We start from the raw sequence: 22,912 nt of genomic DNA on the forward strand, positions 1-22,912 counted from the left end.
TTATCTACAGGACAAGGTCGCTTCGGCGGAAAAACTGTATCACTTTGCTATGATTGCGTATTGACCCCGGCCCGCGAAGGGACCACCCTTACCTCATAAATGAATGACCGTTCGTATAGGACGGCATGAGGGACGGCTTCCAAGGAGGGGCGCATGGCAAACGGTGATGATGCCGTGTCGAAAAACCGCGACCGGCTCAGGTTCCTGCGCCTGGACGATAAGGCCGTGTCGGCCATCAAGGGAGTCCGCCCCCTGGTCGAGGGCAGCCTGCCGGCCATCGCCGAAGGTTTCTACGCCCACCTGATGGCCTGGCCGCACCTGCAGGCGCTGCTGGGCGGCGGGGCCAAGGTCGGCCAGCTGAAGCAGGCCCAGCAGGCCCATTGGGCCGCCCTGTTCTCGGGACGGTTCGACGACGACTACTTCACCCGCGCCGTGGCCATCGGCGCCACCCACGAACGCATCGGCCTGGACGTCAACTGGTACCTGGGCGGCTATTGCTTCGTGCTGGAGAAACTGATCGCCGAACTGCACGGCAAGTGCGACAATGCGCGCTTTCCCGAGGTGGCCGGCGCGGTGCTGCGTGCCGCCTTCCTGGACATGGACCTGGCCATCTCGACCTATATCGAGCATGGCGAGGCGGGCAAGATGAAGCGCGAGATGCTGGCGCTGTCCGACACCGTCGACCGCGAGGTGGCGCTGACCGTCGGCGATATCGAGAAACAGGTCCAGCGCCTGATCGAAGGTGCCCGCGAGCTGACCGGGGTGGCCACCGAACTGAAATCCATGGCCGAGGCTGTGGCCGGGGCGGTATCGGTGACCAGCGACAACGTCCAGTCGGTGGCCGGCGCCACCGAGGCGCTGGAGGAGACCTCGCGGCAGATTTCCGCCAAGGTGCACGGCACGTCGCGCCTGACCGACGCCGCCCAGCAGAAGATGGAGACCGCCGCCGCCACCGTGGACGGCCTGAAGGAAGCCACCGGCCGCATCCGCGACGTGGTGCGCCTGATCCAGTCCATCGCCGGCCAGACCCGCATGCTGGCGCTGAACGCCACCATCGAGGCGGCGCGGGCCGGCGAGATGGGCAAGGGCTTCGCCGTGGTCGCCGACGAGGTCAAGCGCCTGGCCAAGCTGACCGAGGACGGCATCAGGGGCGTCAACGCCCAGGCCCAGGCCATCGGCCAGGCTACCGACGAGACGGTGGCCATGGTCGAGGAGGTGACGTTGTCCATCCAGGACATCAACACCATCGCCCAGGAAGTGAACCACGCCAGCGAGATGCAGCTGTCGGCCACCGCCGACATCAAGGGCAATGCCGGACAGGCGGCCAGCCATACCGGCACCGTGCACGGCCATGCCCAATCGGTGCTGAGCCAGGCGGAGCGTACCGGCATCACCGCCCAGCGGGTCAACGAATTATCCATGGTGGTCAACCGCGACGTCAGCGACCTGCAGCGCCGGCTCGGCATCATCCTGCGCTCGTCGGCGGCGGGCGACCGCCGCGCCGTGCCGCGCGTCGCGGTGGGACTGGCCTTCTCGGGGCGGATCGGCGCCAGGGACATCAAGGGCCATACCGGCGATCTGGCCAGCAAGGGCGTGGTGCTGGCCGGGCTCAACGATCCGTCGCTGGTGGGTCAAAGCGGCAGCCTGGAGCTGGACGGCATCGGCTCGCTGCCCTGCGAGGCGGTGGGGGCCAGCGTGCTGGGGCTGCATGTGCGGTTCCGCGAGGTGCCGCCCGCCGCCCTTTCGGCCATCGCCGGCGCCCAGGACAAGGCCCGGGCCGAGGAACGCCTGTACATCGATCTGGTGCAAGGCGTGGCGCGGGGGGTGATCGGGGCCTTCGAACAGGCGCTGAAGGCGGGGGAAATCACCGAAACCGACCTGTTCGACACCCATTACGAACCGATTCCCGACACCGATCCCCAGCAGTTCATGGCCCGGCACACCGGCCTGACCGACCGGGTGGTGCACCAGTTCACCGAGAGCGTGCTGGACAAGGACCCGCGCATCGTCATCTGCTGCGTCGCCGACCGCAACGGCTACATCGCCACCCACAACAAGAAGTATTCCCAGCCGCAAAGGCCGGGCGAGAAGATGTGGAACATGGGCAATTCCCGTAACCGCCGCATCTTCGACGACCGCGCCGGGCTGGTGGCGGCGCGCAATGTCCAGCCCTATTTCGTCCAGACCTATCCCCGCGACATGGGGGGCGGCAATTTCGTGGTGCTGAAGGAGTTCGACAGCCCCATCACCCTCAAGGACAAGCATTGGGGCGCGGTGCGGCTGGCCATCAAGCCGTAATCCGTTTCTGCCGTCATGCCCGGCCTTGTGCCGGGCATCCACGCTGTTCCGCCGCATCGCGCAGATACGCGGGTCAAGCCCCGCGCATGACGGGCAAAAGAGTCCCTACAGGCTCTTCCCCAGCCGTCCGGCCAGGTCCTGGATGAACTGCCAGGCGACGCGGCCCGAGCGCGAGCCGCGGGTCACCGACCATTCGTTGGCCTCGCGTTGCAATTCCTCGGTGGAGATGGGCAGGCCGTAATGGGCGACATAGCCCTCGACGATGGCGAAGAAGGTATCCTGCGCCACATGATGGAAGCCCAGCCACAGGCCGAAGCGGTCGGACAGCGACACCTTTTCCTCCACCGCCTCGCCGGGATTGATGGCCGTCGAGCGTTCGTTGTCGATCATGTCCCGCGCCATCAGGTGGCGGCGGTTGGAGGTGGCGTAGAACACCACGTTCTCCGGCCGTCCCTCGATGCCGCCCTCCAGCACCGCCTTCAGCGACTTGTAGGCGTCGTCCTGCTGGTCGAAGGACAGGTCGTCGCAGAACAGCACGGCGCGCCGCCCGCTTTCCTTCAGCAGGCGCAGGCAGCGGGGCAGGGAGGGGATGTCCTCGCGGTGAATCTCCACCAGCAGCAGGGTGCCGGGCTTCTCGACGTTGATGGTGGCGTGCACCGCCTTGACCAGCGAGCTCTTGCCGGTGCCGCGCGCTCCCCACAGCAGGGCGTTGTTGGCGGGAAATCCGGCGGCGAAGCGCCGCGTGTTGTCCAGCAACTGCTCGCGCTGGCGCTCGATCCCCTGCAGCAGGCCGATGTCCACCCGGTTGACGCTGGTCACCGGCTCCAGGCGGTCGGGGTCGGCGTGCCAGACATAGGCGTCGGCGGCCGACAGATCCTGGGCGAGGGAAGGCGGCGGCGACAGGCGCTCCAGGGCCTCGGCGATGCGCTTCAGGGTCTCGATGGATTCGGCGTTGAACATGGCGGCCTTCCGTGGGATTGCGGGGGGCGGATGGTAGCATGGCGGGGCCGGAATCGCAGCGTCTACCACTTGGCGTTTGCATCCAGGCGATTGGCCGCTATATTCCCGCTGCATTCTGTGAAGCGCGACTTTCCAAGGAGACAGTGATGTTCGTGTCGCCCGCTTACGCCCAGGCCGCCGCCGGTGGTGGTTCCATGGGAGCCCTGGAACAGTTCCTGCCTCTGATCCTGATCTTCGTGGTGTTCTACTTCCTGCTGATCCGTCCGCAGCAGAAGAAGATGAAGCAGCACAAGGAGATGCTGGGCCAGCTTCGCCGTGGCGACCGCGTGGTCACCGCCGGCGGCATCATCGGCACCGTGAACAAGATGCTCAACGACGCCGAAGTGTCGGTGGAGATCGCCGAGGGCGTGCGCGTGCGCGTCCTGCGCACCACCATCACCGAGGTGCTGTCCAAGACCGAGCCGGTGGCCGGCGCCAAGGACGAGACTGCCGAGCCCGAGAAGGCCGACAAGTAATCCTTCGGAACCCCTCCCTTTCCCCCCCCAACCAGCACAGGCCGGGACATGCTCTATTATCCCCGCTGGAAGATCGCGATGGTGGCGGTGATCGCCACTCTGGGCGTGATCTTCGTCTTTCCCAACCTGCTGACGCGCGAGCAGGCTGACCGGCTGCCCCATTGGCTGCAGCCGATCAGCCTCGGCCTCGACCTGCAGGGTGGTTCCTACCTGCTGCTGGAAGTGGACACCGGCTACGTGGTCCGTGAACAGCTGACCTCCCTGGTCGAGACGGTGCGCACCACGCTGCGCAAGGAAAAGGTCAAGTATTCCGACCTGGGGGTCAGGGGGGATATGGTCAACGTGCGGGTCATCGAGGCCGATGACCGCGCCAAGGCCCGCGACCTGCTGCGCAAGCTGGATCCCGACGCGGCGCTCGACGCCAGGGACGACGGCTTCATGACGCTGAAATACTCGGAGCAGGCGGTCAAGACGCGCAAGACGGCGGCGGTGGACCAGTCGCTGGAGATCGTGCGCCGCCGCATCGACGAGGTCGGCACCCGCGAACCTTCCATCCAGCGCCAGGGCGAGGACCGCATCGTCGTCCAGCTGCCCGGCGTCAAGGATCCCGACCGCATCAAGTCCCTGCTGGGCAAGACCGCCAAGCTGACCTTCCACCTGCTCGACGACACCACCACCGCCGAGGAGGCGGGCCGGGGCCGGGTGCCGCCGGGCTCCATGCTGCTGCCGTCCGCCGAGAAGGAGCGGGGCATGCCCGAATCCTACGTGGTCCGGAAGCGCGTCGAGGTGGGCGGCGACATGCTGACCGATTCCAAGGCCACCTATTCCGAAGGCCGTCCGGTGGTCAGCTTCCGCTTCAATGCCGGCGGCGGCAAGAAGTTCGGCGACGCGACGCGCGAGAATGCCGGCAAGTTCCTGGCTATCGTGCTGGACGACAAGGTGATCAGCGCGCCGCGCATCAACGAGCCCATCCTGGGCGGTTCGGGCATCATCTCGGGCAGCTTCTCCGTGCAGCAGGCCCAGGATCTGGCGCTGCTGTTGCGGGCCGGCGCCCTGCCGGCGCCGCTGCAGGTGCTGGAAGAGCGCACCGTCGGTCCCGACTTGGGCGCCGATTCCATCCAGGCCGGCACCATCGCCAGTGCCGTGGGCCTGCTGGCGGTGGTGGTGTTCATGGTGGTCATCTACGGCGTCCTGGGCATCCTGGCCAACGTGGCGCTGGTGTTCAACCTGATCCTGCTGATGGCGCTGCTGTCGGCCCTGGGGGCCACGCTGACCCTGCCCGGCATCGCCGGCATCGTGCTGACCATGGGCATGGCGGTGGACGCCAACGTGCTGATCTACGAGCGCGTGCGCGAAGAGCAGCGCCGTGGCCGCTCCATCCTGTCGGCGGTGCAGCACGGCTTCGACCGCGCCCACGCCACCATCTTCGACGCCAACTTCACCCACATGATCGCGGCCCTGCTGCTCTATGTCTTCGGTACCGGTCCCATTCGCGGCTTCGCCGTGACGCTTGGCATCGGCATCATGACGTCGCAGTTCACCGCCGTGAACATCACCCGGCTGATGGTCGCCATCTGGATCGCCGTCCGGCGGCCCAAGACCCTGCCGCTGTGAGGAATTGAGGATATCGAGCGATGAACTTCTATTCCCGCTGGGTTGCCACCAAGAAGCCGAACTACGACTTCATCCGCCTGCGCTATTTTGCGTTCGGAATCACCGCGCTGCTGATCCTGGGGTCGTTCGCCTCCATCGCCATCAAGGGCTTCAATTACGGCATCGACTTCGCCGGCGGCATCCTGATCGAGGCCCACACCACCGGGGGCGAGGCCGATCTGCATCACATGCGCGTGACGCTGGAGGCGCTGAAGCTGGGTGAGGTGTCGCTGCAGGGCTTCGGCAATACCGGCCGCGACGTGATGATCCGCGTGCAGAAGCAGGCGGGTGACGAGAAAGCCCAGATGGCGGCGCTCGGCAAGGTCAAGGAGGCGCTCGGCGCCGGCTACGAGTACAAGCGGGTCGAGATCGTCGGCCCCAAGGTCGGCGAGGAACTGAAGCGTGACGGCGTGCTGGCCGTGGCCCTGGCGGTGCTGGCCATCGCCGCCTATGTCTGGTTCCGCTTCGAGTGGCAGTTCGGCATCGGCGCGCTGATCGCCATCTTCCACGACGTCATCACCACCTTCGGCCTGTTCTCCATCACCGGGCTGGAGTTCAACCTGACCTCGGTGGCGGCGATCCTGACCATCGCGGGCTATTCCATCAACGAGACGGTGGTGGAATACGACCGCGTACGCGAAAATCTGCGCAAGTACAAGACCATGCGGCTCTACGACCTGCTGAACCTGTCGGTCAATGAGACGCTGGCCCGGACCATCCTGACGGTCTCGACCGTCTCCATCAGCGTGCTGGCGCTGCTGGTTCTGGGCGGCGAGGTGCTGCGCGGCTTCTCCATCGCCATGATCTGGGGTCTGATCATCGGCACCTTCTCCTCCATCTACGTGTCGATGCCGGTGCTGGTCTACTTCAATCTGCGTACCGGCAAGATGGCCGACGACGAGGAGCAGGCCGCCGCCTCCGAGGGCGGGCCGGCCGCTCCCTGACGCCATGGACATCTCCCCGCTGATCCCGGCCGGAAGGCAGATCGTCAAGGGATACGGCGATGGTGGCTTCACCATCGCCGGCATCCGCTGGGAGGGATCGGTGCTGGTCCTGCCCGATCGCACCCAGCCTTGGGCGCCCACCGAACTGGCCCAGGTCACCGAGGAAAGCTTCGCCCCGTTGCTGACCCTGGCGGAAAGGCCCCGGATTCTGCTGCTGGGCTGCGGCCTTCGCATGGCCCCGGTCCCGGCCGCCCTGCGCGCCGCCCTGCGGGCCGCCGGCATCACCGTGGAGCCGATGGATACCGGCGGGGCCTGCCGCACCTTCAACGTCCTGGTCTCCGAGGACCGTTCCGTGGCGGCGGCGCTGATCGCCGTCTGAGCAAAAAGAAAAGCCCCCGCCCCGTGAGGGAAGGGGGCTTTCCTTTGGTTTCGCGGTGTCAGCCCAGATTGGCTTCCACGAACTCCCAGTTGACCAGATTGTCCAGGAAGCACTGGACGAAATCGGGGCGGCGGTTCTGCCAGTCCAGGTAATAGGCGTGCTCCCACACGTCGACGGTGAGCAGCGCCGTCTGGCCGTGGGCCATGGGCAGGTCGGCGTTGGCGGTCTTGGTGATCTTCAGCTTGCCGTTCTCCAGCACCAGCCAGGCCCAGCCCGAGCCGAACTGGGTCACGGCGGCGTTCTTGAAGTCCTCCTTGAACTTGTCGAAGCCGCCCAGATCGGATTCGATCCTGGCCAGCAGTTTGGCGCCCGGCTTGCCGCCGCCACCCTTCTTCAGACAGTTCCAGAAGAAGGTGTGGTTCCACACCTGGGCGGCGTTGTTGAAGATGCCCTGCTTGGCCGGCAGATCGGCGGCGGCCGTCTTGATCACCTCTTCCAGGGACTTGGACGCCAGATCGGTATCCTTGGTCAGGTTGTTGAGGTTGGTCACATAGGCGGCGTGGTGCTTGCCGTGATGGAATTCGAAGGTGCGGGCGGAAATATGCGGCTCCAGCGCGTCGAGGGCGAAGGGGAGCGGCGGAAGCTCAAAAGCCATAATTCACCTCTATGTCGTCAAAGGGTTCCGAACCGGATTGGAAATCGTCTAAACGATGAGCCAAAGATAGGAACTCCGGGTGCGCTTGTGAAGCTCCTTTGTCGGCTATTCGCCGAACTAGAAGGTCAGGCCCGGCCGGGCCAGCGCCAGCCGCGCCGCGGCCAGCCCGCTGGAGATGGCCGCTTCGATGGTACAGGGCCAGGGCGACGCAATCCAGTCGCCTGCGAGATAGACCCGGTCGCGGCCGCTGGAAGCCCCGGGACGCCTGACCACCGTGTGGTTGTCGTGGGCCAGGGTGGCCCGCTTTTCCTTCATGATGCGATAGGGCGGCGGCGGGATGGGAGGCATTCCCAGGGTCCGGCGGATTTCGTCCCACAGGCGGTCGGCGATGGATTCATTGTCCAGATCGACCAGCGCCCCGGCGGCCGATACCGTCACCGACAGCACGTCGCCCCGGACGAACAGCCAGTGGCCCGAGGCGTTGACCATGCCGAGGAAATGGCTGCCATGGGGCAGTTCCACCGGCTGGGCGCAGCGGAAATGGGCGTTGACGATGGGCCGGGTCGCCAGGTCGGGCACCAGACCGGGCAGCAGCGCGGCCGCCACCCAGGGCGGCAGGGCCAGGATCACCCGGTCGTCGGGGCCCAGGGGGATTTCGGCCTCGTCGAACACCAGGGCGCGCGGCGTCACCGTCTTGAGGCGTCGGCGGAAGCGGATTTCTCCGCCGAACAGCGACAGGGTCGCCTCGGCCGGCGCCACCAGGGCGGCGGACAATCCGCCGGGAAAGATCCACGGCGTCAGCGCGTCCGCCCCGCCCAGCAGGGCCTTGCGCATGGTCCAGGCGAACATGCGGGCCGACGCCTCGTCGGGCGCGGTGTTCATGATCGCCTCGCACATGGGCTGCCACAGGCGGGCGAAGGACGGCGTGCCGCCCAGCCGGCCGGCCACCGTCTCGGCCTTGCCGGTCCAGGGCAGGCCCAGGGCCTTGAGGATTTCCCCGATGCCGGCGGGCAGGCGCTTCGGCGTCACCGTCCACGACTTGCCGGTCACCAGATCCTTGAAGGGGAAGGCGGCGGGGGCCGCCACCATGGCCTCGATGCCGCCGGTAGCCCGCGCATAGGCCAAGGTGGTGCGGTTGGCGCCCAGCACCAGATGGCTGCCGTTGTCGATGACCCGGCCCAGGCGCTCGTCGAGGAACGAGCGGCAGCGCCCGCCGGCATGGCCGGCCGCCTCGTGGACCACGACGCGGGCACCGGCCTTGGCGGCGGCGATGCCGGCGGCGAGGCCGGCAAGGCCGGCGCCCACCACATGCAGGGTTCCCGGGAGCGTCACGCCATCAATCCGCGCCACACGCCGACGGCGAACACCCCGGCATAGTCGAGCTTGCCGAGCTTGACCCGCTCGGCCAGGGGATCGCCGGCGCGCAGGCGCGCCGACAGCCGTTCCGCCACCCGCAAGGTGACGGCGCATTGCAGCCGCATGCGGACATCCCTGACCAGGCCGGGCAGGGGGCGGGCCAGTTCGATCAGCCCGTCGGTGGCGTCGAGCATCTGGTCGATGACCCGGCGCAGGGTGGCCGGACTGTGGCCGCCCTCCAGAATCCGGGCGGTCAGCCTCTGGGCCAGCAGCCAGTCGCGGGGAACGTAGACCCGCTTCAGCTCGTGGTAGTCCTTGCCGCAATCCTGCAGGTGGTTCAGCACCTGCAGCGCGGCGCACAGGGCGTCCGACGGCGCGAAGGTGTCGTGGGACTCGCCGTGCAGGTCCAGCAGAAAGCGCCCCACCGGCGCGGCGGAATAGCGGCAATAGGCCATGAGGTCGGCCCAGTCCTCGCAATAATCGCGCACGGCGTCGCGGCGGAAGGCGTGCAGCAGTTGCGAGGCGTGCTCGACCATCGTCGCGTCGCCGTTCACCGCCCGGCGGTATTCCGCGGCCAGCACCAGGGCCGGGCCGCTTTCCTCGCCGCGCAGGCCGCGGTCCAGGGCGTCGAGCCCGGCGACCTTCTCCTCGGGCGACAGGCTGGGCGAGTCCGCGACGTCGTCGGCGTGCCGGGCGAAGTGGTAATAGGCCATGATGGTGGCGCGCTTGGACTTCGGCAGCAGCAGGGAGGCCACCGGGAAGTTCTCCTGGGAGGCGGTCTTGCTGGCGGCGGGGAGGGAGGCGGCGGCGGCGCGGGACAAGGAGTTCGGCCTTCCAATTGGAGCGGGGGGCGGGAAGGGCTATATATGCCACGCCCCTCCGCCGGGCTCCAGTCGAAACGAGGTTCCATGTCCGCCCCGACCGTACCGTCCACCGCCCTGTCCCATGCCGCCGCCCTGGTGTCGCGGTTCGATCGCGACCGCTTCGTCACCGCCCTGTTCGCGCCGCCGGAAAAGCGCGAGGCGCTGATGCTGCTCTACGCCTTCAACGTGGAGATCGCCAAGGTGCAGGAAAGCGTGCGCGAGCCCATGGCCGGCCAGATCCGCCTGCAATGGTGGCGCGACGCCCTGATCGCCGGGGCCGGGGGCGGAGTCTGCGACAACCATCCGGTGGCCCGGCCGCTGGGCGAGCTGATCCGTGACCGCGCCCTGCCGCTGGAGCCCTTCGACGATCTGATTTCGGCGCGCCAGGACGACCTGGACGGCGTATCCCCCGCCGATCTGGCCGAGGCCGAGCGCTATGCCGAGCGCAGTTCCGCCGCGCTCACCCATCTGGCCCTGGCGGCGCTGGGGGCGGAAGACGGGGAATCCCGCCGGGCCGGCCGCCATGTGGGTACCGCCTGGGGGCTGGTCGGCAGCCTCCGCGCCCTCGGCCATCATCTGTCAATTGGCAAGTTGACATTACCGGAAGCCCTGCTGCGGGCCGCCGGGACGTCCGGCGACGCGGTCCGGGCGGGACGGGCGTCAACCGATGCATTGACGCAGGTGGCGCGGATCATGGCTGAGCAGGCCCGCCATCATCTGGCCGAGGCCCGCCGCGCGCGGCCCGGACGCGGCGGACTGGCGGCGCTGCTGCCGGCCGTCCTGGCCGACGGCGACCTGCAAGTACTTGAAAAGTCAGGGTGGAATCCGCTGGACAGCCGGGTGTTGCGGCCACGTTCCCGGCCGGTCCGTCTGGTGATCGCCCACCTGACGGGGCGATTCTGACGGATGTTGCTGAATCGCAATGAAAATATTTCGAAGATGCAACTTTAAAATTGCCTTAACGCAATGAAATTACCGGTTGGCCGAGGCTTGGCTTGATCAAGGCAAATATAGTGCGGGTTGGTTATCGCATCTACTCTATTTTGTCTTGTCCCGTTGCGGCCCGGCCATCAGCGCCGCATCGCCCCCGGCGGCGGCGGTATTGACCGACAGGCAGCGTTCCACCCCGTAGCGGATCAGGGTATTGGGGCCGCCGGCCTTGGCGCCGGTGCCCGACAGGCCGAGGCCGCCAAAGGGCTGCGAGCCCACCACCGCGCCGATCATGGTGCGGTTGACGTAGATGTTGCCGATGCGGGCGCGGGCCACCACCTGGGCGATGGTGGCGTCGATGCGCGAATGGATGCCGAGCGTCAGGCCGTAGGCGGTGGCCGCCACCGCGTCGAGGACCTTGTCCAGGTGCCCGGCCTCCCACGGGACCACGTGCAGGATGGGGCCGAACACCTCGGAGCGCAGCAGGTCGAGGTTCTCCAACTGGTAGGCCATGGGGGCGAAGAAGGTTCCGACCCGGCATGCGGCCGGCATGGGCGCCTGGGCGATGGCCCGTCCGGCGTGGCGCAGCCTGCCGCCATGGGCCAGCAGCCGCTGGCGGGCGCCCTCGTCGATGACCGGCCCGACATCGGTGGACAGCAGGGCGGGATCGCCCAGGGACAGCTCGGCCATGGCGCCCTTCAGCAGCGGCTCGATGCGGCTCCAGGCCTCGCGCTGGATGAAGGCGATGCGCAGCGCCGAACAGCGCTGTCCGGCGGAGCGGAAGGCGCTTTCCAGGCAATCGCCCACCACCTGCTCGGGCAGGGCCGAGGAATCGACGATCATGGCGTTGAGGCCGCCGGTCTCGGCGATCAGCGGGCCCAAGGGGCCGTCCATGGCGGCCCGCAGGCGGTTGATGTGCCGGGCCGTGGCGGTGGAGCCGGTGAAGGCGATGCCGTCCACCAGGGGGCTGGAGGCCAGCGCCTCGCCGACGAACGGCCCGCCGGGCAGCAGGTGCAGCGCCTGGGGCGGCACCCCGGCGGCATGCAGCAGCCGGACCGCTGCCGCCGCCATCAACGGGGTCTGGGGCGCCGGCTTGGCCACCACGGTATTGCCGGCCGCCAGGGCGGCGGCCACCTGGCCCATGAAGATGGCCAGGGGGAAATTCCATGGCGAGATACAGGCGAAGACGCCGCGCCCGCCCAGCATCAGTTCGTTGCTTTCCCCCACCGGGCCGGGCAGGCGCACCGGTCCGGCGAAGCGCGAGCGGGCCTCGGCGGCGTAGAAGCGCAGGAAATCGATGGCCTCGCGCACTTCGGCCAGGGCGTCGGGGATGGTCTTGCCCGCCTCGCGGATGGCCAGGGCCATGAAGCGGGCCCGCTCGGCCTCCAGCCGGCCGGCGGCCTCGTCCAGGATTTCCGCCCGCTTCTCGCCGCCCAGATCGTCCCAGGGGGGAAAGGCGGCGCCGGCGGCGGTCAGGGCCGCCTCGACCTCGGCGGGGCTGGCCTCAACCACTTCGCCCACCACCCGCCGGTGATCGGCGGGGTCGAGTACCGGCGACGCCGTCCCGTCGCCCTTCTCCTCGCCGCCGATGACCGGCACCGCCCGCTCGAATGTCGAGGCGGCGGCCAGGGCAAGGTCGAGATCGGCGAGAACCAAGGCCGACGTCAGGTCGAGGCCGCCGGAATTGCGCCGCCCGGGCCCGAACAGGGCGGCGGGCTCCACCACGCCCTGCGGCGCGATGCGCCCCAGGGCGGCCAGGGGGTCGGCGGCGACCACGTGGGCGGGAATCTCCTCGTCGGCCAGCCGGCTGACGAAGGATGAATTGGCGCCGTTCTCCAGCAGGCGGCGGACCAGATAGGGCAGCAATTCCTGGTACGAACCCACCGGCGCGTAGGTGCGGCAGGCGAATTCCGGCACCACCTGGGCATAGAGGGCCTCGCCCATGCCGTGCAGCCGCTGGAACTCCCAATCCCCCGGCCCGCCGGTCATCTCGGCGATGGCGGCGGCGGTATGGGCGTTGTGGGTGGCGAACTGGGGATGGAACAGCTCGGGCCGGGCCAGCAGGTCGGCGGCGCAGGCCAGATAGGAGACGTCGGTGGCCTCCTTGGCGGTGAACACCGGAAAGCCATCCAGGCCGCGCTCCTGGGCGCGCTTGACCTCGCCGTCCCAATAGGCGCCCTTGACCAGCCGGATCATCAGCCGTTGCCGCCGCCGCGCCGCCAGGGCGCCGGCCCAGGCGATCACCGGCCGCGCCCGCTTCTGATAGGCCTGGACCGCCATGCCGAAGCCGTTCCAGCCGTCCAGGGCGGGGTCGGCCAGCACCGCCTCGATGACGTCCAGCGAGATTTCCAGGCGGTCGGCCTCTTCCGCGTCGACGGTCAGGCCGATGCCGGCATCGCGCGCCCGGCGGCAGAGGTCGCCCAGGCGGGGGACCAGTTCGGCCATGACCCGGCGGCGCTGCGCCATCTCGAAGCGGGGGTGGAGCGCCGACAGCTTGACCGAGATTCCCGGCCCGGCGATGGGGCCGACGCCCTTGGCGGCGCGGCCCAGGGCCTCGATGGCCCCGGCATAGGCGCGGACGTAGTCCTGCGCGGTTTCCTCGCAGCGCGCCGCCTCGCCCAGCATGTCGAAGGAATGGCGATAGCCCTTGGCCTCCCACGGGCGGGCGTGGTCCAGAGCCTCGGCGATGGTGCGGCCCATGACGAACTGGCGGCCCATCAGCCCCATGGCGCGGCGGAGCGCCTGACGCACCACCGCCTCGCCCAGGCGTCCCGCCAGCCGGCTCAGGGTGGCGAAGCCGTCCTCGTCCAGGTGCAGCAGCCGGTCGCCCAGCATCAGCGCCCAGGTCGAGGCGTTGACGAACATGGAGGGAGAATGGCCGAGATGGCCGTCCCAGTCGGCCGAGCCGATCTTGTCCTTGATCAGCAGGTCGGCGGTGCGGTCGTCGGGAATGCGCAGCAGCGCTTCGGCCAGACACATCAGCACCACGCCTTCCCGGGTGGAGAGCCGATACTCGTTGAGCAGGCCGTCGAGCCCCAGGGAATGGCGGTTGCGCCGCGCCCCGTCAACCAGTCTGACAGCATGGTTGACGACGCGGCGACGGGCTTCCTCCTCCAGGGGAATGGCGGCGGCCAGCCCGGCGACCAACTCGGCCTCGCCCCGTCCGGCGGCCAGGTGGATGGCCTGGCGCTCGGCATCGGGGGCGGGAAGGGGCTGGTCGAGGATCATGGTCAGTGTTCCCGGGTGGACAGGCCGGCCGCCATGTATATGGGGCACCAGCCCAGCGCCGCCGAGACCAGCGGCACGATGCCGATCCAGCCCCACGGGCCGATGATGTCGGCCATGGCCAGCCCGATCATGGCGACGCCGACCAGGGCGCGGATCAGCCGGTCCCTGCCGCCCATGTTGACGTCCATCACACCGCCTCGACGGCGCAGGCCAGGTTCATTTCCCCGGCGATGTTGGCGACGGTGGTCAGGCAGGCCTCGGCGCGGGCCGGAATGGAGACCGAGAAGCGGGTGACGTAGATTCCCTGCTCGGGCAGCCGCTGGGCATCCATGCGCACGATGTTGGCCTGGAACTCGCCGAACACCTCGGACAGGCGGGCCACCAGACCGGGGCGGTCGCCGCCCGACACCACCACCCGGTGGGTGATGGTCCCGGCCGGGCCGTGAGCGGCGTCCATCTCGAAGGGGCGGACGGCGATGCGCGCCCCGGCCAGGACGGGCAGGCCGCCCAGGTCGGCCTCGACCTCCCCGGCCGAGACGGAAGCCGGCAATTCGCAGACCGAGGTGAACTCGGCGCCGCTGCCCAGCATGGCGAAGCTGGTGTCGCCGAGATCGGCGCCCAGGTCGAACAGCCGCCCGGTGATGGCCGCCACCAATCCGGTGCGGTCGGGGCAGAATACGGAAACGAGCACGGTGGACATGGGGCACTCCCGCATGGGTCGCAAACACTTGAATTCCCCATCATGCGTCAGGTTCAGGTGTTTGTTAACCCCGAGACATGGAGATATAATCGCCTGGCAATTTGCGAGGAACTCATGCGCGCTTGGGTCCTGGTCTTGGTGGTGGGGGCGGTGACCGGCGTGGCCGCCTGGGTCTGGTGGCCGCGCGGCTACGGCATCAATCCGCAGGACGCCCGGCAGGTGGCCCAGGGCTACGACCTCTACAACCAGCATTGCGCCGCCTGCCACGGCCACGACCTCAAGGGCGAGCCCGACTGGCAGACCCGCAAGGCCGGCGGCGAACTGCCGGCTCCGCCCCACGATTCCACGGGCCATACCTGGCACCATCCCGAAGAGCAGTTGTTCGCCATCATCAAGCACGGGATAGCCCGCTTCGCGCCGCCGGGATATAAGACGGCCATGCCCGCCTTCGTCGGCACATTGACCGATGCCGAGATCAAGGCGGTGCTGTCCTATATCGAATCCACATGGCCCGCCGACGTCCAGGAACGCCGCGCCGCCATGCTGAGGCGCTGACGGGGAAGGGATGCGAGGTTGACCGCCAGGATCAAGATCGGCAATTACGGCTACACCTGCCAGCCGCGCTGGGGCTTCGGCCAGCCGACCCATCCCCGTCTCACCGAGATCATCGGGCGCCAGCGGGTTGAATATGGCCGCCGCATCGAGTCCCTGCTGGGGCTGGCCGACCACTTCGCCGCCATTCCGCTGGAAGCGCCCGACGAGGCCCCCGGCCCCCGCTGGATCAACCCGTGGTTCAGCGCCCTGGACGCCATCATGCTGACCGGCATGCTGGTGCGGCACGATCCCCGCCTGCTGATCGAGATCGGCTCGGGCAATTCCACTAAATTCGCCCGCCACGCCATCACCGCGCGCAAACTGCGGACCAGGATCGTCTCCATCGATCCGCAGCCGCGCGCCGAGGTCGATGCCCTATGCGACGAGGTGATCCGGGCGCCGGCCGAATTCGTCGATCCTTCCGTGTTCTCGCGCCTGAAGTCCGGCGACATCCTGTTCATCGATTCGTCGCACCGTTCGTTCGAGAATTCCGATGTCACCGCCCTGTTCCTCGAGGTGCTGCCGGAACTGCCGCCCGGCGTCATCGTCCACGTCCACGACGTCTACCTGCCCTACGACTACCCCCCGGCCGCCGAGGGGCTGATGTACAACGAGCAATACCTGCTGGCCGCCCTGCTGCTGGGCGAGGCCAAGTGGCTGGAACCGGCCTTTCCCAATTACGCCGTGACGCAGGACCCGCAATTGTCGCCAAGGCTGGCGCCGCTGTGGCAGGCCATCGGCACCAATACCTTTCCGGCACCCAGCACGTCGTTCTGGCTGAACATCAAGAAGCGACGTTAAACACTTATATCGGCAGGTTTTTTTCCAGCAGTATGGCGTGCCCAGGCGGCCTCGTAGGCGGCTTCCAGTCCACGGGCGAAGCGGGACGGATCGAAGGCTGGTGAGGAGGGCAGCAACTCCGCCAGCCGCGCCCGGAGCGCCGCCAGCCGGTCGCGGTCACGCCCCAGGCCCACCGCCAGCTCCTTCAAGGCGGCGGCGTCGGTCACCGCCAGTTCGGGCAAGCCCACCGCGTGCAGCAGCGAGGCGGCGACCCGAGAGCCCAGGCGCGGGCCGGCCGCCGTGACCAGCGGCACCCCCATGCGCAAGGAATCGGCGGCGGTGGTATGGGCGCCGCAGACCAGGGCGTCGACGAACAGGTCGGCGGCGGGCAGGCGGGCCAGATGCTCGGGCCTGGGCAGGGCCGGCGCCCAGATCAGGCGGGCGGGATCGATGCCGGCGTTTCGCGCGGCCTCCTCCAGCCGTTTGCGGGCGGTGTCCGGCGGGGCCAGCTGCCACAGCACCGCATCGGGCAACTCCGCCAGAATCTCCAGCCACAGGGTAAAACTGGCGCGGTCCAGCTTGCGGTGGCCGTTGAACGAGCACAGCACCAGCCGGTCCTCCGGCAGGCCCAGGGCGGCGCGGGAGGGCAATGGCCCGGGCGGCGTCCAGGCGAGGTTGGCCTGGTAGGTGTCGGGCAGCCGGATCAGCTTCTCGGTGAAATGGCCGGCATGGGCGGGCGGCACCAGCACGGGATCGACGATGGCGTAGTCTGCCCAAGGGGCGGCAGAACTGGCGGCGAGACCCAGCCACACCGCCTGGAGCGGGGCGGGGCGTAACGCGGCGATGCCGGGACGGGCATGGCGGGTGAACACCGAGAGATCCACCAGGATGTGTACCCCGTCGGCAGCGATGCGCTCGGCGGCGGCGCGATCGCCCAGGGCGGACAGGTCGACAAAGCCCTCGCAGCCGCCGGCCACCCGCCTGCGCCAACCCGAGCCATCGTCGGGGCCGACGGAATAGGCCATGGGGCGCACCCGGCCGCGGTCATGGGCGGCGAAGACGTCGCCGGCCAGATGCATGGTGGCGTGCTCGCGGTAATCGGGGGACAGGTAGCCCACCACCAAGGGCGGCGGGGCCTTGGGCGTCGGGCGGACCACTGGCCGGGGCTGGCCCGGTACCCGGAAGGCGGCCTCCAGCCCGGCGATGCGGCGCATCTCCTCGCCGCTGAACGGGTAGAACAGGGCATCCTGGGTGGACAGGGGCAGCTGTCCCTTGACCTCGCCGCGGGCGATGGCGGCGCGGATCTCGGCGAACAGCCGTTCCTCCCCGTCCCAGTCGGCGGTCTCGCGGCAGGCGCGCAGCAGGTGGCCCTTGGCCGGGGCAAGGGCGGGATTGATCGCCAGGGCCTTGCCAAGCGCGGCGATAGCGTCTTGGTGCCGGCCGAGGCGCAGCAGCGCCTGTCCCCGCATGGCCTGCAGTTCGGCGATGCCGGGATGCAGGCGCACCGCCTCGTCCAGGGCGTCCAGCGCCGCCGCGTTGTCGGCCGAGGACACCAGCAGGATGGCGAGGTTGATATGGCCGCCGGCGAAGGCGGGGGCCACCCGGGTCAGGCGGCGGAAGGCCTGGGCCGCCTCGCCCATGCGGTTCAGCGAACGGAGCGCGTTGCCGAGCGCCAGCAGGCTTTCCGGGTCGTTGCCGGCGGCGAGGCGTTCCAGGATGGGCAGGGCCTCGGCGGCGCGGTCCAGCGCCAGCAGCCCCTTGGCCTTGCTGAACAGCGAGGGCGGATGGCCCGGCTGGGCCGCCAGGATGCGGTCGAGATGGGGCAGCGCCTCGGCGTGGCGGCCGGCCATCAGCAGGAACAGGGCCAGATTGTAGCGCACCGGAACCGATGACGGCGCCGCCTTGACCAGACCGTCCAGGATGGCGATTGCCGGCTTCAGCTTGCCCGCCTGGGCCAGCTTGACCGCCTTCGCCATTTCTTGATCGATGCTCATGGTCTTTCCATGCTCTCAAATGCCGGGCGCATCAAGCCGGAAAGACGTGATGGGGATGGGGGATCGTGCGCCATGTCCCCGCCCGCTTCTCGAACCAGTGGTGGCGGACGGTGTGAAAGGCCTCGCCGCTCCACCCCCGGATGGCCACCTCCATGTGGCCGGCATCGAAGCGCAGCAGGCAATAGCCGTTGGCATCCTCGCGCAGCCGGGTGGAACAGGCGGTGCTGGCCTGGACCAGCACCAGGGAATGGCCGTGCACGCCGTTGATCAGTTCGACGCGGGCGTGATGGACGTGTCCGGTCAGCACGGCATCGACGCCGTGCTCGACCAGCGCCTCGTAGGGATGGCCGCCCGAGGCGGTGGAGGGCGGATGGTGGAGGAACACCAGCCGCGTGGCCTCGGCGGGCGCGCCGTCCAGGGTGGCTTCCAGATGGTCGAGATGAGCCCCCTTCAGGGCGCCCGACTTCCAGCGCAGGGACCGGGTGCTGTCCAGCCCGATGGCCACCAGGGTTTCGTCGCGCCAAGCCGGGAAGGAATCGTGGCCGGGCAGGTGCTTGTGGAACTTGGCGCGCGGCCGGAACATGCGCTTCCACGGGCGATAGAGCGGCTCCAGGTCGTGATTGCCCGGCACCACCAGGGCGGGGGCGGGGCAGTGGGAGAGGAAGGCCCTGGCCTCGGCGAACTGGTGCGAGCGGGCCCGCTGGGTCAGATCGCCCGAGACGATGACCAGATCGGGGCGCTGGTGCTGCAGGTCGTGGAGCAGGGCCGTCACCACCCGGGCGTCGGTGCGGCCGAAATGCAGGTCGGAGAGGTGGGCGACGGTCCTCACCGTTCCTCCTCCCCCGCCGGCATCAGCACCCGCAGCGCCTTGGGACGGGCGCGGAACACCAGGGGGGCGCTCATCACCGTCACTTCGCCGTCCAGGGACACCATCATGCGGCGCTTGCGGCTGGTGACCCGCACCTGCTCGGTGGTGTAGGTGCGAAGGCGCGGGCTGGCCCGCCAATGGCCGATCACCGCCTCGAAGAACAGCCACAGCAGCGACAGCCGGCCGGAACAGGCCGCCACATGGATCACCAGCTTGCCGGTGTCCAGCGCCTCGCGCGACAGGGGCAGCGGCTCCTCGCGCCACGGATTGTTGGCGATGAACAGCATGGGGGTGGAGACGGTGACGTTGCCCTCGGGCAGGCTGAGCGTTACGTCGATCAGGGGAAAGCGGCGGAAGGCCTTCAGCGCCGCCAGCAGCATGGCGCGGCCCTTGGCCATGCCGCCGCGCTGCATGTGGTCGCGGCGCCGCACCACCCAGGGATGCATGCCCATGGAAGCCCAGATGGCGAAGGGCAGGCCGTTGACCTCGGCCAGGTCGATGTCGCGGACGCTGGCGGTGGCCAGGATGCCGGCGGCCTCCACCGGGTCCTGGGGCAGGCCCAGGTCGCGGGCGAACAGGTTGAGCGTGCCCAGCGGCAGGATGCCCAGCGGCTTGTCCCGCCCCAGCCCGGCCAGGATGGCGGTGAGGATGGTGCCGTCGCCGCCGCCCACCACCACGGCGTCGACATCCCGGCTCTCGGCCATGAGCGACAGGGTGCGGGCCAGTTCGCGCCGGCCGACGGTCTCGGTGCGTACCACGTGCCCGGCCCCGGCCAGGGCGACGACGATGGCCGCCACCGTGGAATCCAGCGGCAGGCGCCGGAAGGTTCCGGCGGAACGGTTGATGACGAGGGCCAGTTTCATCCTGTGACTGCACGCCACTCGGCCAAGGCTGTCAAGGCTCGATGAGTCGGGCCTTGACTAGGCCCAAAGGGCCGCGCGGGCGCCGGCTTCGCCGGCAAAGCTTATGGCAGCACGCTTTCGCGTGCGGTGCCGCGGAAAGCCAAGCGAAGCGCCCGGCGATTGAGGGCTTGCGAGGGCTCAATTCATTGAGCCCTCAGAAGATCGGCTTGTCGCCGAACACCAGGGTCTGGCCCTCGGGCAGCACGGCACGGTCGCGTCCAGCCCGCTTGGCCTCGTACATGCGCTGGTCGGCCAGCTCGATCAGGCGCGGCCAATCGGCGGCGCCGTCGGCCAGACGCTCGGCCACGCCGATGGAGGCGGTCATGGGGGCGCCGTCGGGGCGTGGGCCGAAGCCGGTGGCGCGCAGGCGCTCCATCAGGATGCGGGCGCCGTCGGTATTGGTGTCGGTCAGGATGGCGACGAATTCCTCGCCGCCCCAGCGCACCAGGACGTCGCCGCGCCGCAGGCCCTGGCGCAGGTTGTCGGCCAGGGCTCTCAGCGCCTTGTCGCCTTCCTCGTGGCCATAGGTGTCGTTGATGGACTTGAACTTGTCGAGATCGAAGAAGGCGATGGCCAGCGGGGTGTTGCGCATGGCCGACAGACGGAACTGCAGGTCCAGCGCCTCGCCGCCCGACCGCCGGGTATAGGCGCCGGTCAGGGGGTCGATCATGGCGCGGTTGACCAGGGCAGTGATGTAGTGCAGCTGGCTCATGCCCGAGAACATGGCCACGCCCATCACCAGCACCATCAGCCAGAACATGGGGCCGTGAATATCCATGGACAGGGTCTGGCCGCCCATCAGCAGGCCGAGCACCGCGAAGACGAAGGCCGGCGCCGAGAACAGCGCCACCTCGAAGGCGGTCAGCGGAAAGATCGCCAGACCGGCCAGCACGATATTGGGCATCAGGGCATAGAGCTTGGTGACCAGCAGGGCCACCCCGGTGACCTGCAGATCCTCGGTCACCCTGATGGAGATCAGGTAGAACACCGGCGGCACCAGCAGCAGGGCCATCAGCATGGAATCGGCCTGCAGCCGGGTCTTGGTGATGTCCCACGGCCAGGCCAGCAGCAGGAAGACGATTCCCGAGCCCAGGCGCAGCGCGGTCATCATCGCCCATTGCGGCCAGGGGAAGACGAACCAGTCGATGACCGACCACAGCGGCACCATCACCGCGAAGATGGCGGCCACCAGCTGGATGCGCGAAATGATCACCGACGCCGCGTGGCGGCGGATGTGGGCGGAGTGGCGCATGGGGACCAGCAGATCGAAGAACTGGCCCCAGGTGATCTTGATGGGGGCGAACAGGTGGGCGGCGAAGGAACGCCAGCCCTTGGGGCCCGAATTGTTGGCGTCGATCAGATCGGATTGCATGTGCCCAGAACCATCCACAGCCACAACTCCCGCCCAGTGAGCCCCGTATGCGCACCGGGCCGGAGGGTATTGGAAAAACCACATTTTGACAATGGTCAAGCATGGCAAATCCCGGTTGAAAAGCATCCGCTCCAGCCGCATGCTCCAGGGACAACAACGGGCCGGAAAGGCCGTATCCGGGCAATTACGGGAGACGCAGATGTCCGCCTACAACACCCATCTCGACAAGAATCCGGCCAATTACGTGCCGCTGACGCCGCTGGGTTTTCTCGAGCGCTCGGCTTCCGTGTATCCCGACCGCGTTTCGGTGATCCACGGCGAACTGCGCTTCACCTGGAAGCAGACCTACGAGCGTTGCCGGCGGCTGGGTTCGGCCCTGGCGGCCCGGGGGGTGGGGGTGGGCGACACCGTGGCGGTGATGGCCGCCAACACCCCGGCCGCCTACGAGGCCGCCTTCGGCGTGCCCATGACCGGCGGCGTGCTGTGCGCGCTGAACATCCGCCTCGACGCCGAGGCCATCGCCTTCATGCTGGACCATGGCGAGGCCAAGGTGCTGCTCACCGACCGGGAATTCGCGCCGACCATCAGGAAGGCCCTGTCCCTGGTGGCGAAAAAGCCCATTGTCATCGACATCGACGACGCGGCGGTGACCAGCGGCGAGATGCTGGGCGAGATGGAATACGAGGCGTTCATCGCCGGCGGCGATCCCGACTATGCCTGGGTCTGGCCGGCCGACGAGTGGGACGCCATCGCGCTCAACTACACCTCGGGCACCACCGGCAATCCCAAGGGCGTGGTCTATCACCATCGCGGCGCCTACATCAACGCCCTGGGCAACGTCGTCAACTGGGGGATGACGGGGCACCCGGTCTATCTGTGGACCCTGCCCATGTTTCACTGCAACGGCTGGTGCTTCCCCTGGACCCTGGCGGCGCTGGCCGGCACCAATGTCTGCCTGCGCCGGGTGGATGGCGGCCACATGTTCGCCGCCATCGAGACGCACAAGGTCACCCATATGTGCGGCGCGCCCATCGTCATGGGCATGCTGATCAACGCCCCGGAAAAGGACCGCCGGCCGCTGCCCCATCCGGTGGAGTTCATGACCGCCGCCGCGCCGCCGCCGGCGGCGGTGATCGGCCGGCTGGAATCCCAGGGCTTCAAGATCACCCACGTCTACGGCCTGACCGAGGTCTACGGCCCGGCCACCGTCTGCGCCTGGCACGAGGAATGGGACGAGTTGCCGCTGGACGAACGGGCCAGGATGAAGTCGCGCCAGGGCGTACGCTACGTCAACGAGGAGGCGATGATGGTCGCCGACCCGGTGACCCTGGTGCCGGTGCCCCAGGACGGCGTGACCATGGGCGAGGTGTTCTATCGCGGCAACGTGGTGATGAAGGGCTACCTGAAGAATCCCGCCGCCACCCAGGAGGCGTTCTCCGGCGGCTGGTTCCACACCGGCGATCTGGGCGTCTGGCACGCCGACGGTTATATCGAGCTGAAGGACCGCTCCAAGGACATCATCATCTCGGGCGGTGAGAACATCTCGACCATCGAGGTGGAAGGGGTGCTCTACCAGCATCCGGCGGTGGGCGAGGCCGCCGTGGTGGCCCGTCCCGACGAGAAATGGGGCGAGACGCCCTGCGCCTTCATCGGCCTGAAGGAGGGCGCCACCGCCACCGCCGACGAGATCATCGCCTTCTGCCGCCAGCGTCTGGCCCACTACAAATGTCCGCGCACCGTGGTCTTCACCTCGCTGCCCAAGACCTCCACCGGCAAGGTGCAGAAGTTCGTGTTGCGGGAAATGGCCAAGAAGATCAACGATTGATCTGCCGGGCGTGCGGCCGGGGATTCCGTTCCGGGCCGCATACCTTCCGGTGCAAGCAAATGGCGAGAACATCTTTCGGTGTATGGCCTCCGATGA

20 protein-coding genes are annotated in these 22,912 nt (G+C 68.5%); 9 read left to right on the forward strand and 11 right to left on the reverse strand.

What is annotated here, in order from left to right; all coding sequences use genetic code 11:
* Window positions 1–153 precede the first annotated feature (153 nt).
* Window positions 154–2,298, forward strand: coding sequence for a globin-coupled sensor protein (locus tag H261_RS06025; RefSeq protein WP_008615468.1), 2,145 nt, complete (start codon window positions 154–156; stop codon window positions 2,296–2,298).
* Between the two features lie 105 nt (window positions 2,299–2,403).
* Here the strand turns inward: H261_RS06025 and H261_RS06030 are convergent, their stop codons facing one another.
* Window positions 2,404–3,258: an ATP-binding protein gene (locus H261_RS06030; protein ID WP_008615469.1), complete on the reverse strand. Its 855-nt coding sequence runs from the start codon at window positions 3,256–3,258 to the stop codon at window positions 2,404–2,406.
* A 146-nt stretch (window positions 3,259–3,404) separates the two neighbouring features.
* Here H261_RS06030 and yajC point away from each other — a divergent pair, with 146 nt between their 5' ends.
* From yajC to H261_RS06050, 4 genes are read left to right on the forward strand one after another with little or no spacing between them, the layout of a single operon-like run.
* Window positions 3,405–3,773, forward strand: a complete 369-nt coding sequence (gene yajC, locus H261_RS06035; RefSeq protein ID WP_008615470.1) for a preprotein translocase subunit YajC — start codon at window positions 3,405–3,407, stop codon at window positions 3,771–3,773.
* Window positions 3,774–3,821: 48 nt separating this feature from the next.
* Window positions 3,822–5,387 carry a protein translocase subunit SecD gene (gene secD, locus H261_RS06040; protein ID WP_008615471.1) on the forward strand — a complete coding sequence of 522 codons (1,566 nt, stop codon included), beginning with the start codon at window positions 3,822–3,824 and terminating at the stop codon, window positions 5,385–5,387.
* Window positions 5,388–5,407: 20 nt separating this feature from the next.
* The gene (gene secF, locus H261_RS06045) at window positions 5,408–6,370 is read left to right on the forward strand and encodes a protein translocase subunit SecF (RefSeq protein WP_008615472.1); all 963 of its coding nucleotides are present in this window, start codon (window positions 5,408–5,410) and stop codon (window positions 6,368–6,370) included.
* Window positions 6,371–6,374: 4 nt separating this feature from the next.
* Window positions 6,375–6,749 carry an Mth938-like domain-containing protein gene (locus tag H261_RS06050; RefSeq protein ID WP_008615473.1) on the forward strand — a complete coding sequence of 125 codons (375 nt, stop codon included), beginning with the start codon at window positions 6,375–6,377 and terminating at the stop codon, window positions 6,747–6,749.
* Between the two features lie 58 nt (window positions 6,750–6,807).
* Here the strand turns inward: H261_RS06050 and H261_RS06055 are convergent, their stop codons facing one another.
* The 3 genes from H261_RS06055 to hpnC all read right to left on the reverse strand — a co-directional run bounded on the left by H261_RS06055 (window position 6,808) and on the right by hpnC (window position 9,581).
* The gene (locus tag H261_RS06055; RefSeq protein WP_008615474.1) at window positions 6,808–7,404 is read right to left on the reverse strand and encodes a superoxide dismutase; all 597 of its coding nucleotides are present in this window, start codon (window positions 7,402–7,404) and stop codon (window positions 6,808–6,810) included.
* A 117-nt stretch (window positions 7,405–7,521) separates the two neighbouring features.
* Complete coding sequence (locus tag H261_RS06060) at window positions 7,522–8,736, reverse strand: hydroxysqualene dehydroxylase (protein WP_008615475.1); 1,215 nt, start codon at window positions 8,734–8,736, stop codon at window positions 7,522–7,524.
* The gene (gene hpnC / locus H261_RS06065) at window positions 8,733–9,581 is read right to left on the reverse strand and encodes a squalene synthase HpnC (RefSeq protein ID WP_008615477.1); all 849 of its coding nucleotides are present in this window, start codon (window positions 9,579–9,581) and stop codon (window positions 8,733–8,735) included. The genes H261_RS06060 and hpnC overlap by 4 nt, the downstream gene beginning before the upstream one ends.
* An 87-nt stretch (window positions 9,582–9,668) precedes the next feature.
* Here hpnC and H261_RS06070 point away from each other — a divergent pair, with 87 nt between their 5' ends.
* Window positions 9,669–10,526: a phytoene/squalene synthase family protein gene (locus tag H261_RS06070; RefSeq protein WP_008615479.1), complete on the forward strand. Its 858-nt coding sequence runs from the start codon at window positions 9,669–9,671 to the stop codon at window positions 10,524–10,526.
* 135 nt (window positions 10,527–10,661) lie between these two features.
* On the opposite strand, the gene putA is transcribed toward H261_RS06070, so the two are convergent.
* From putA to H261_RS06085, 3 genes are read right to left on the reverse strand one after another with little or no spacing between them, the layout of a single operon-like run.
* Window positions 10,662–13,781 (reverse strand): bifunctional proline dehydrogenase/L-glutamate gamma-semialdehyde dehydrogenase PutA, encoded by a 3,120-nt coding sequence (gene putA, locus H261_RS06075; RefSeq protein WP_008615480.1) that lies wholly within the window; start codon window positions 13,779–13,781, stop codon window positions 10,662–10,664.
* Window positions 13,782–13,783: 2 nt separating this feature from the next.
* Window positions 13,784–13,969 carry a YgaP family membrane protein gene (locus H261_RS06080; RefSeq protein WP_008615481.1) on the reverse strand — a complete coding sequence of 62 codons (186 nt, stop codon included), beginning with the start codon at window positions 13,967–13,969 and terminating at the stop codon, window positions 13,784–13,786.
* Window positions 13,969–14,481: a glycine cleavage system protein R gene (locus H261_RS06085; RefSeq protein WP_008615482.1), complete on the reverse strand. Its 513-nt coding sequence runs from the start codon at window positions 14,479–14,481 to the stop codon at window positions 13,969–13,971. The genes H261_RS06080 and H261_RS06085 overlap by 1 nt, the downstream gene beginning before the upstream one ends.
* 114 nt (window positions 14,482–14,595) lie before the next feature.
* On the opposite strand from H261_RS06085, the gene H261_RS06090 reads away from it, so the two are divergent.
* Together H261_RS06090 and H261_RS06095 are read left to right on the forward strand one after the other, a co-directional pair.
* Window positions 14,596–15,036 (forward strand): c-type cytochrome, encoded by a 441-nt coding sequence (locus tag H261_RS06090; protein ID WP_008615483.1) that lies wholly within the window; start codon window positions 14,596–14,598, stop codon window positions 15,034–15,036.
* Between the two features lie 18 nt (window positions 15,037–15,054).
* The gene (locus H261_RS06095) at window positions 15,055–15,876 is read left to right on the forward strand and encodes a class I SAM-dependent methyltransferase (RefSeq protein ID WP_008615484.1); all 822 of its coding nucleotides are present in this window, start codon (window positions 15,055–15,057) and stop codon (window positions 15,874–15,876) included.
* On the opposite strand, the gene H261_RS06100 is transcribed toward H261_RS06095, so the two are convergent.
* The 4 genes from H261_RS06100 to H261_RS06115 form a co-directional block, all read right to left on the reverse strand.
* The gene (locus H261_RS06100) at window positions 15,873–17,849 is read right to left on the reverse strand and encodes an O-linked N-acetylglucosamine transferase, SPINDLY family protein (RefSeq protein WP_008615487.1); all 1,977 of its coding nucleotides are present in this window, start codon (window positions 17,847–17,849) and stop codon (window positions 15,873–15,875) included. The genes H261_RS06095 and H261_RS06100 overlap by 4 nt on opposite strands.
* A gap of 31 nt (window positions 17,850–17,880) precedes the next feature.
* A complete protein-coding gene (locus H261_RS06105; RefSeq protein ID WP_008615496.1) occupies window positions 17,881–18,678 on the reverse strand; it encodes a metallophosphoesterase family protein in 798 nt (265 codons plus the stop codon).
* Window positions 18,675–19,580, reverse strand: coding sequence for a lipid kinase MamU (mamU, locus tag H261_RS06110; protein ID WP_008615497.1), 906 nt, complete (start codon window positions 19,578–19,580; stop codon window positions 18,675–18,677). Before mamU ends, H261_RS06105 begins: the two co-directional genes overlap by 4 nt.
* 193 nt (window positions 19,581–19,773) lie before the next feature.
* A complete protein-coding gene (locus H261_RS06115) occupies window positions 19,774–20,991 on the reverse strand; it encodes a GGDEF domain-containing protein (protein WP_008615498.1) in 1,218 nt (405 codons plus the stop codon).
* Between the two features lie 199 nt (window positions 20,992–21,190).
* On the opposite strand from H261_RS06115, the gene H261_RS06120 reads away from it, so the two are divergent.
* Window positions 21,191–22,816 carry an acyl-CoA synthetase gene (locus H261_RS06120; protein ID WP_008615499.1) on the forward strand — a complete coding sequence of 542 codons (1,626 nt, stop codon included), beginning with the start codon at window positions 21,191–21,193 and terminating at the stop codon, window positions 22,814–22,816.
* The last annotated feature ends 96 nt before the right edge of the window (window positions 22,817–22,912 follow it).

This window comes from Paramagnetospirillum caucaseum, from assembly GCF_000342045.1.
GTDB lineage: Bacteria > Pseudomonadota > Alphaproteobacteria > Rhodospirillales > Magnetospirillaceae > Phaeospirillum > Phaeospirillum caucaseum.

Coding starts and splice junctions, on each gene's coding strand:
- H261_RS06025 (WP_008615468.1), top strand. CDS start 154: ATGGCAAACGGTGATGATGCCGTGTCGAAAAACCGCGACCGGCTCAGG.
- H261_RS06030 (WP_008615469.1), bottom strand. CDS start 3,258: ATGTTCAACGCCGAATCCATCGAGACCCTGAAGCGCATCGCCGAGGCC.
- yajC (WP_008615470.1), top strand. CDS start 3,405: ATGTTCGTGTCGCCCGCTTACGCCCAGGCCGCCGCCGGTGGTGGTTCC.
- secD (WP_008615471.1), top strand. CDS start 3,822: ATGCTCTATTATCCCCGCTGGAAGATCGCGATGGTGGCGGTGATCGCC.
- secF (WP_008615472.1), top strand. CDS start 5,408: ATGAACTTCTATTCCCGCTGGGTTGCCACCAAGAAGCCGAACTACGAC.
- H261_RS06050 (WP_008615473.1), top strand. CDS start 6,375: ATGGACATCTCCCCGCTGATCCCGGCCGGAAGGCAGATCGTCAAGGGA.
- H261_RS06055 (WP_008615474.1), bottom strand. CDS start 7,404: ATGGCTTTTGAGCTTCCGCCGCTCCCCTTCGCCCTCGACGCGCTGGAG.
- H261_RS06070 (WP_008615479.1), top strand. CDS start 9,669: ATGTCCGCCCCGACCGTACCGTCCACCGCCCTGTCCCATGCCGCCGCC.
- putA (WP_008615480.1), bottom strand. CDS start 13,781: ATGATCCTCGACCAGCCCCTTCCCGCCCCCGATGCCGAGCGCCAGGCC.
- H261_RS06080 (WP_008615481.1), bottom strand. CDS start 13,969: ATGGACGTCAACATGGGCGGCAGGGACCGGCTGATCCGCGCCCTGGTC.
- H261_RS06085 (WP_008615482.1), bottom strand. CDS start 14,481: ATGTCCACCGTGCTCGTTTCCGTATTCTGCCCCGACCGCACCGGATTG.
- H261_RS06090 (WP_008615483.1), top strand. CDS start 14,596: ATGCGCGCTTGGGTCCTGGTCTTGGTGGTGGGGGCGGTGACCGGCGTG.
- H261_RS06100 (WP_008615487.1), bottom strand. CDS start 17,849: ATGAGCATCGATCAAGAAATGGCGAAGGCGGTCAAGCTGGCCCAGGCG.
- mamU (WP_008615497.1), bottom strand. CDS start 19,580: ATGAAACTGGCCCTCGTCATCAACCGTTCCGCCGGAACCTTCCGGCGC.
- H261_RS06115 (WP_008615498.1), bottom strand. CDS start 20,991: ATGCAATCCGATCTGATCGACGCCAACAATTCGGGCCCCAAGGGCTGG.
- H261_RS06120 (WP_008615499.1), top strand. CDS start 21,191: ATGTCCGCCTACAACACCCATCTCGACAAGAATCCGGCCAATTACGTG.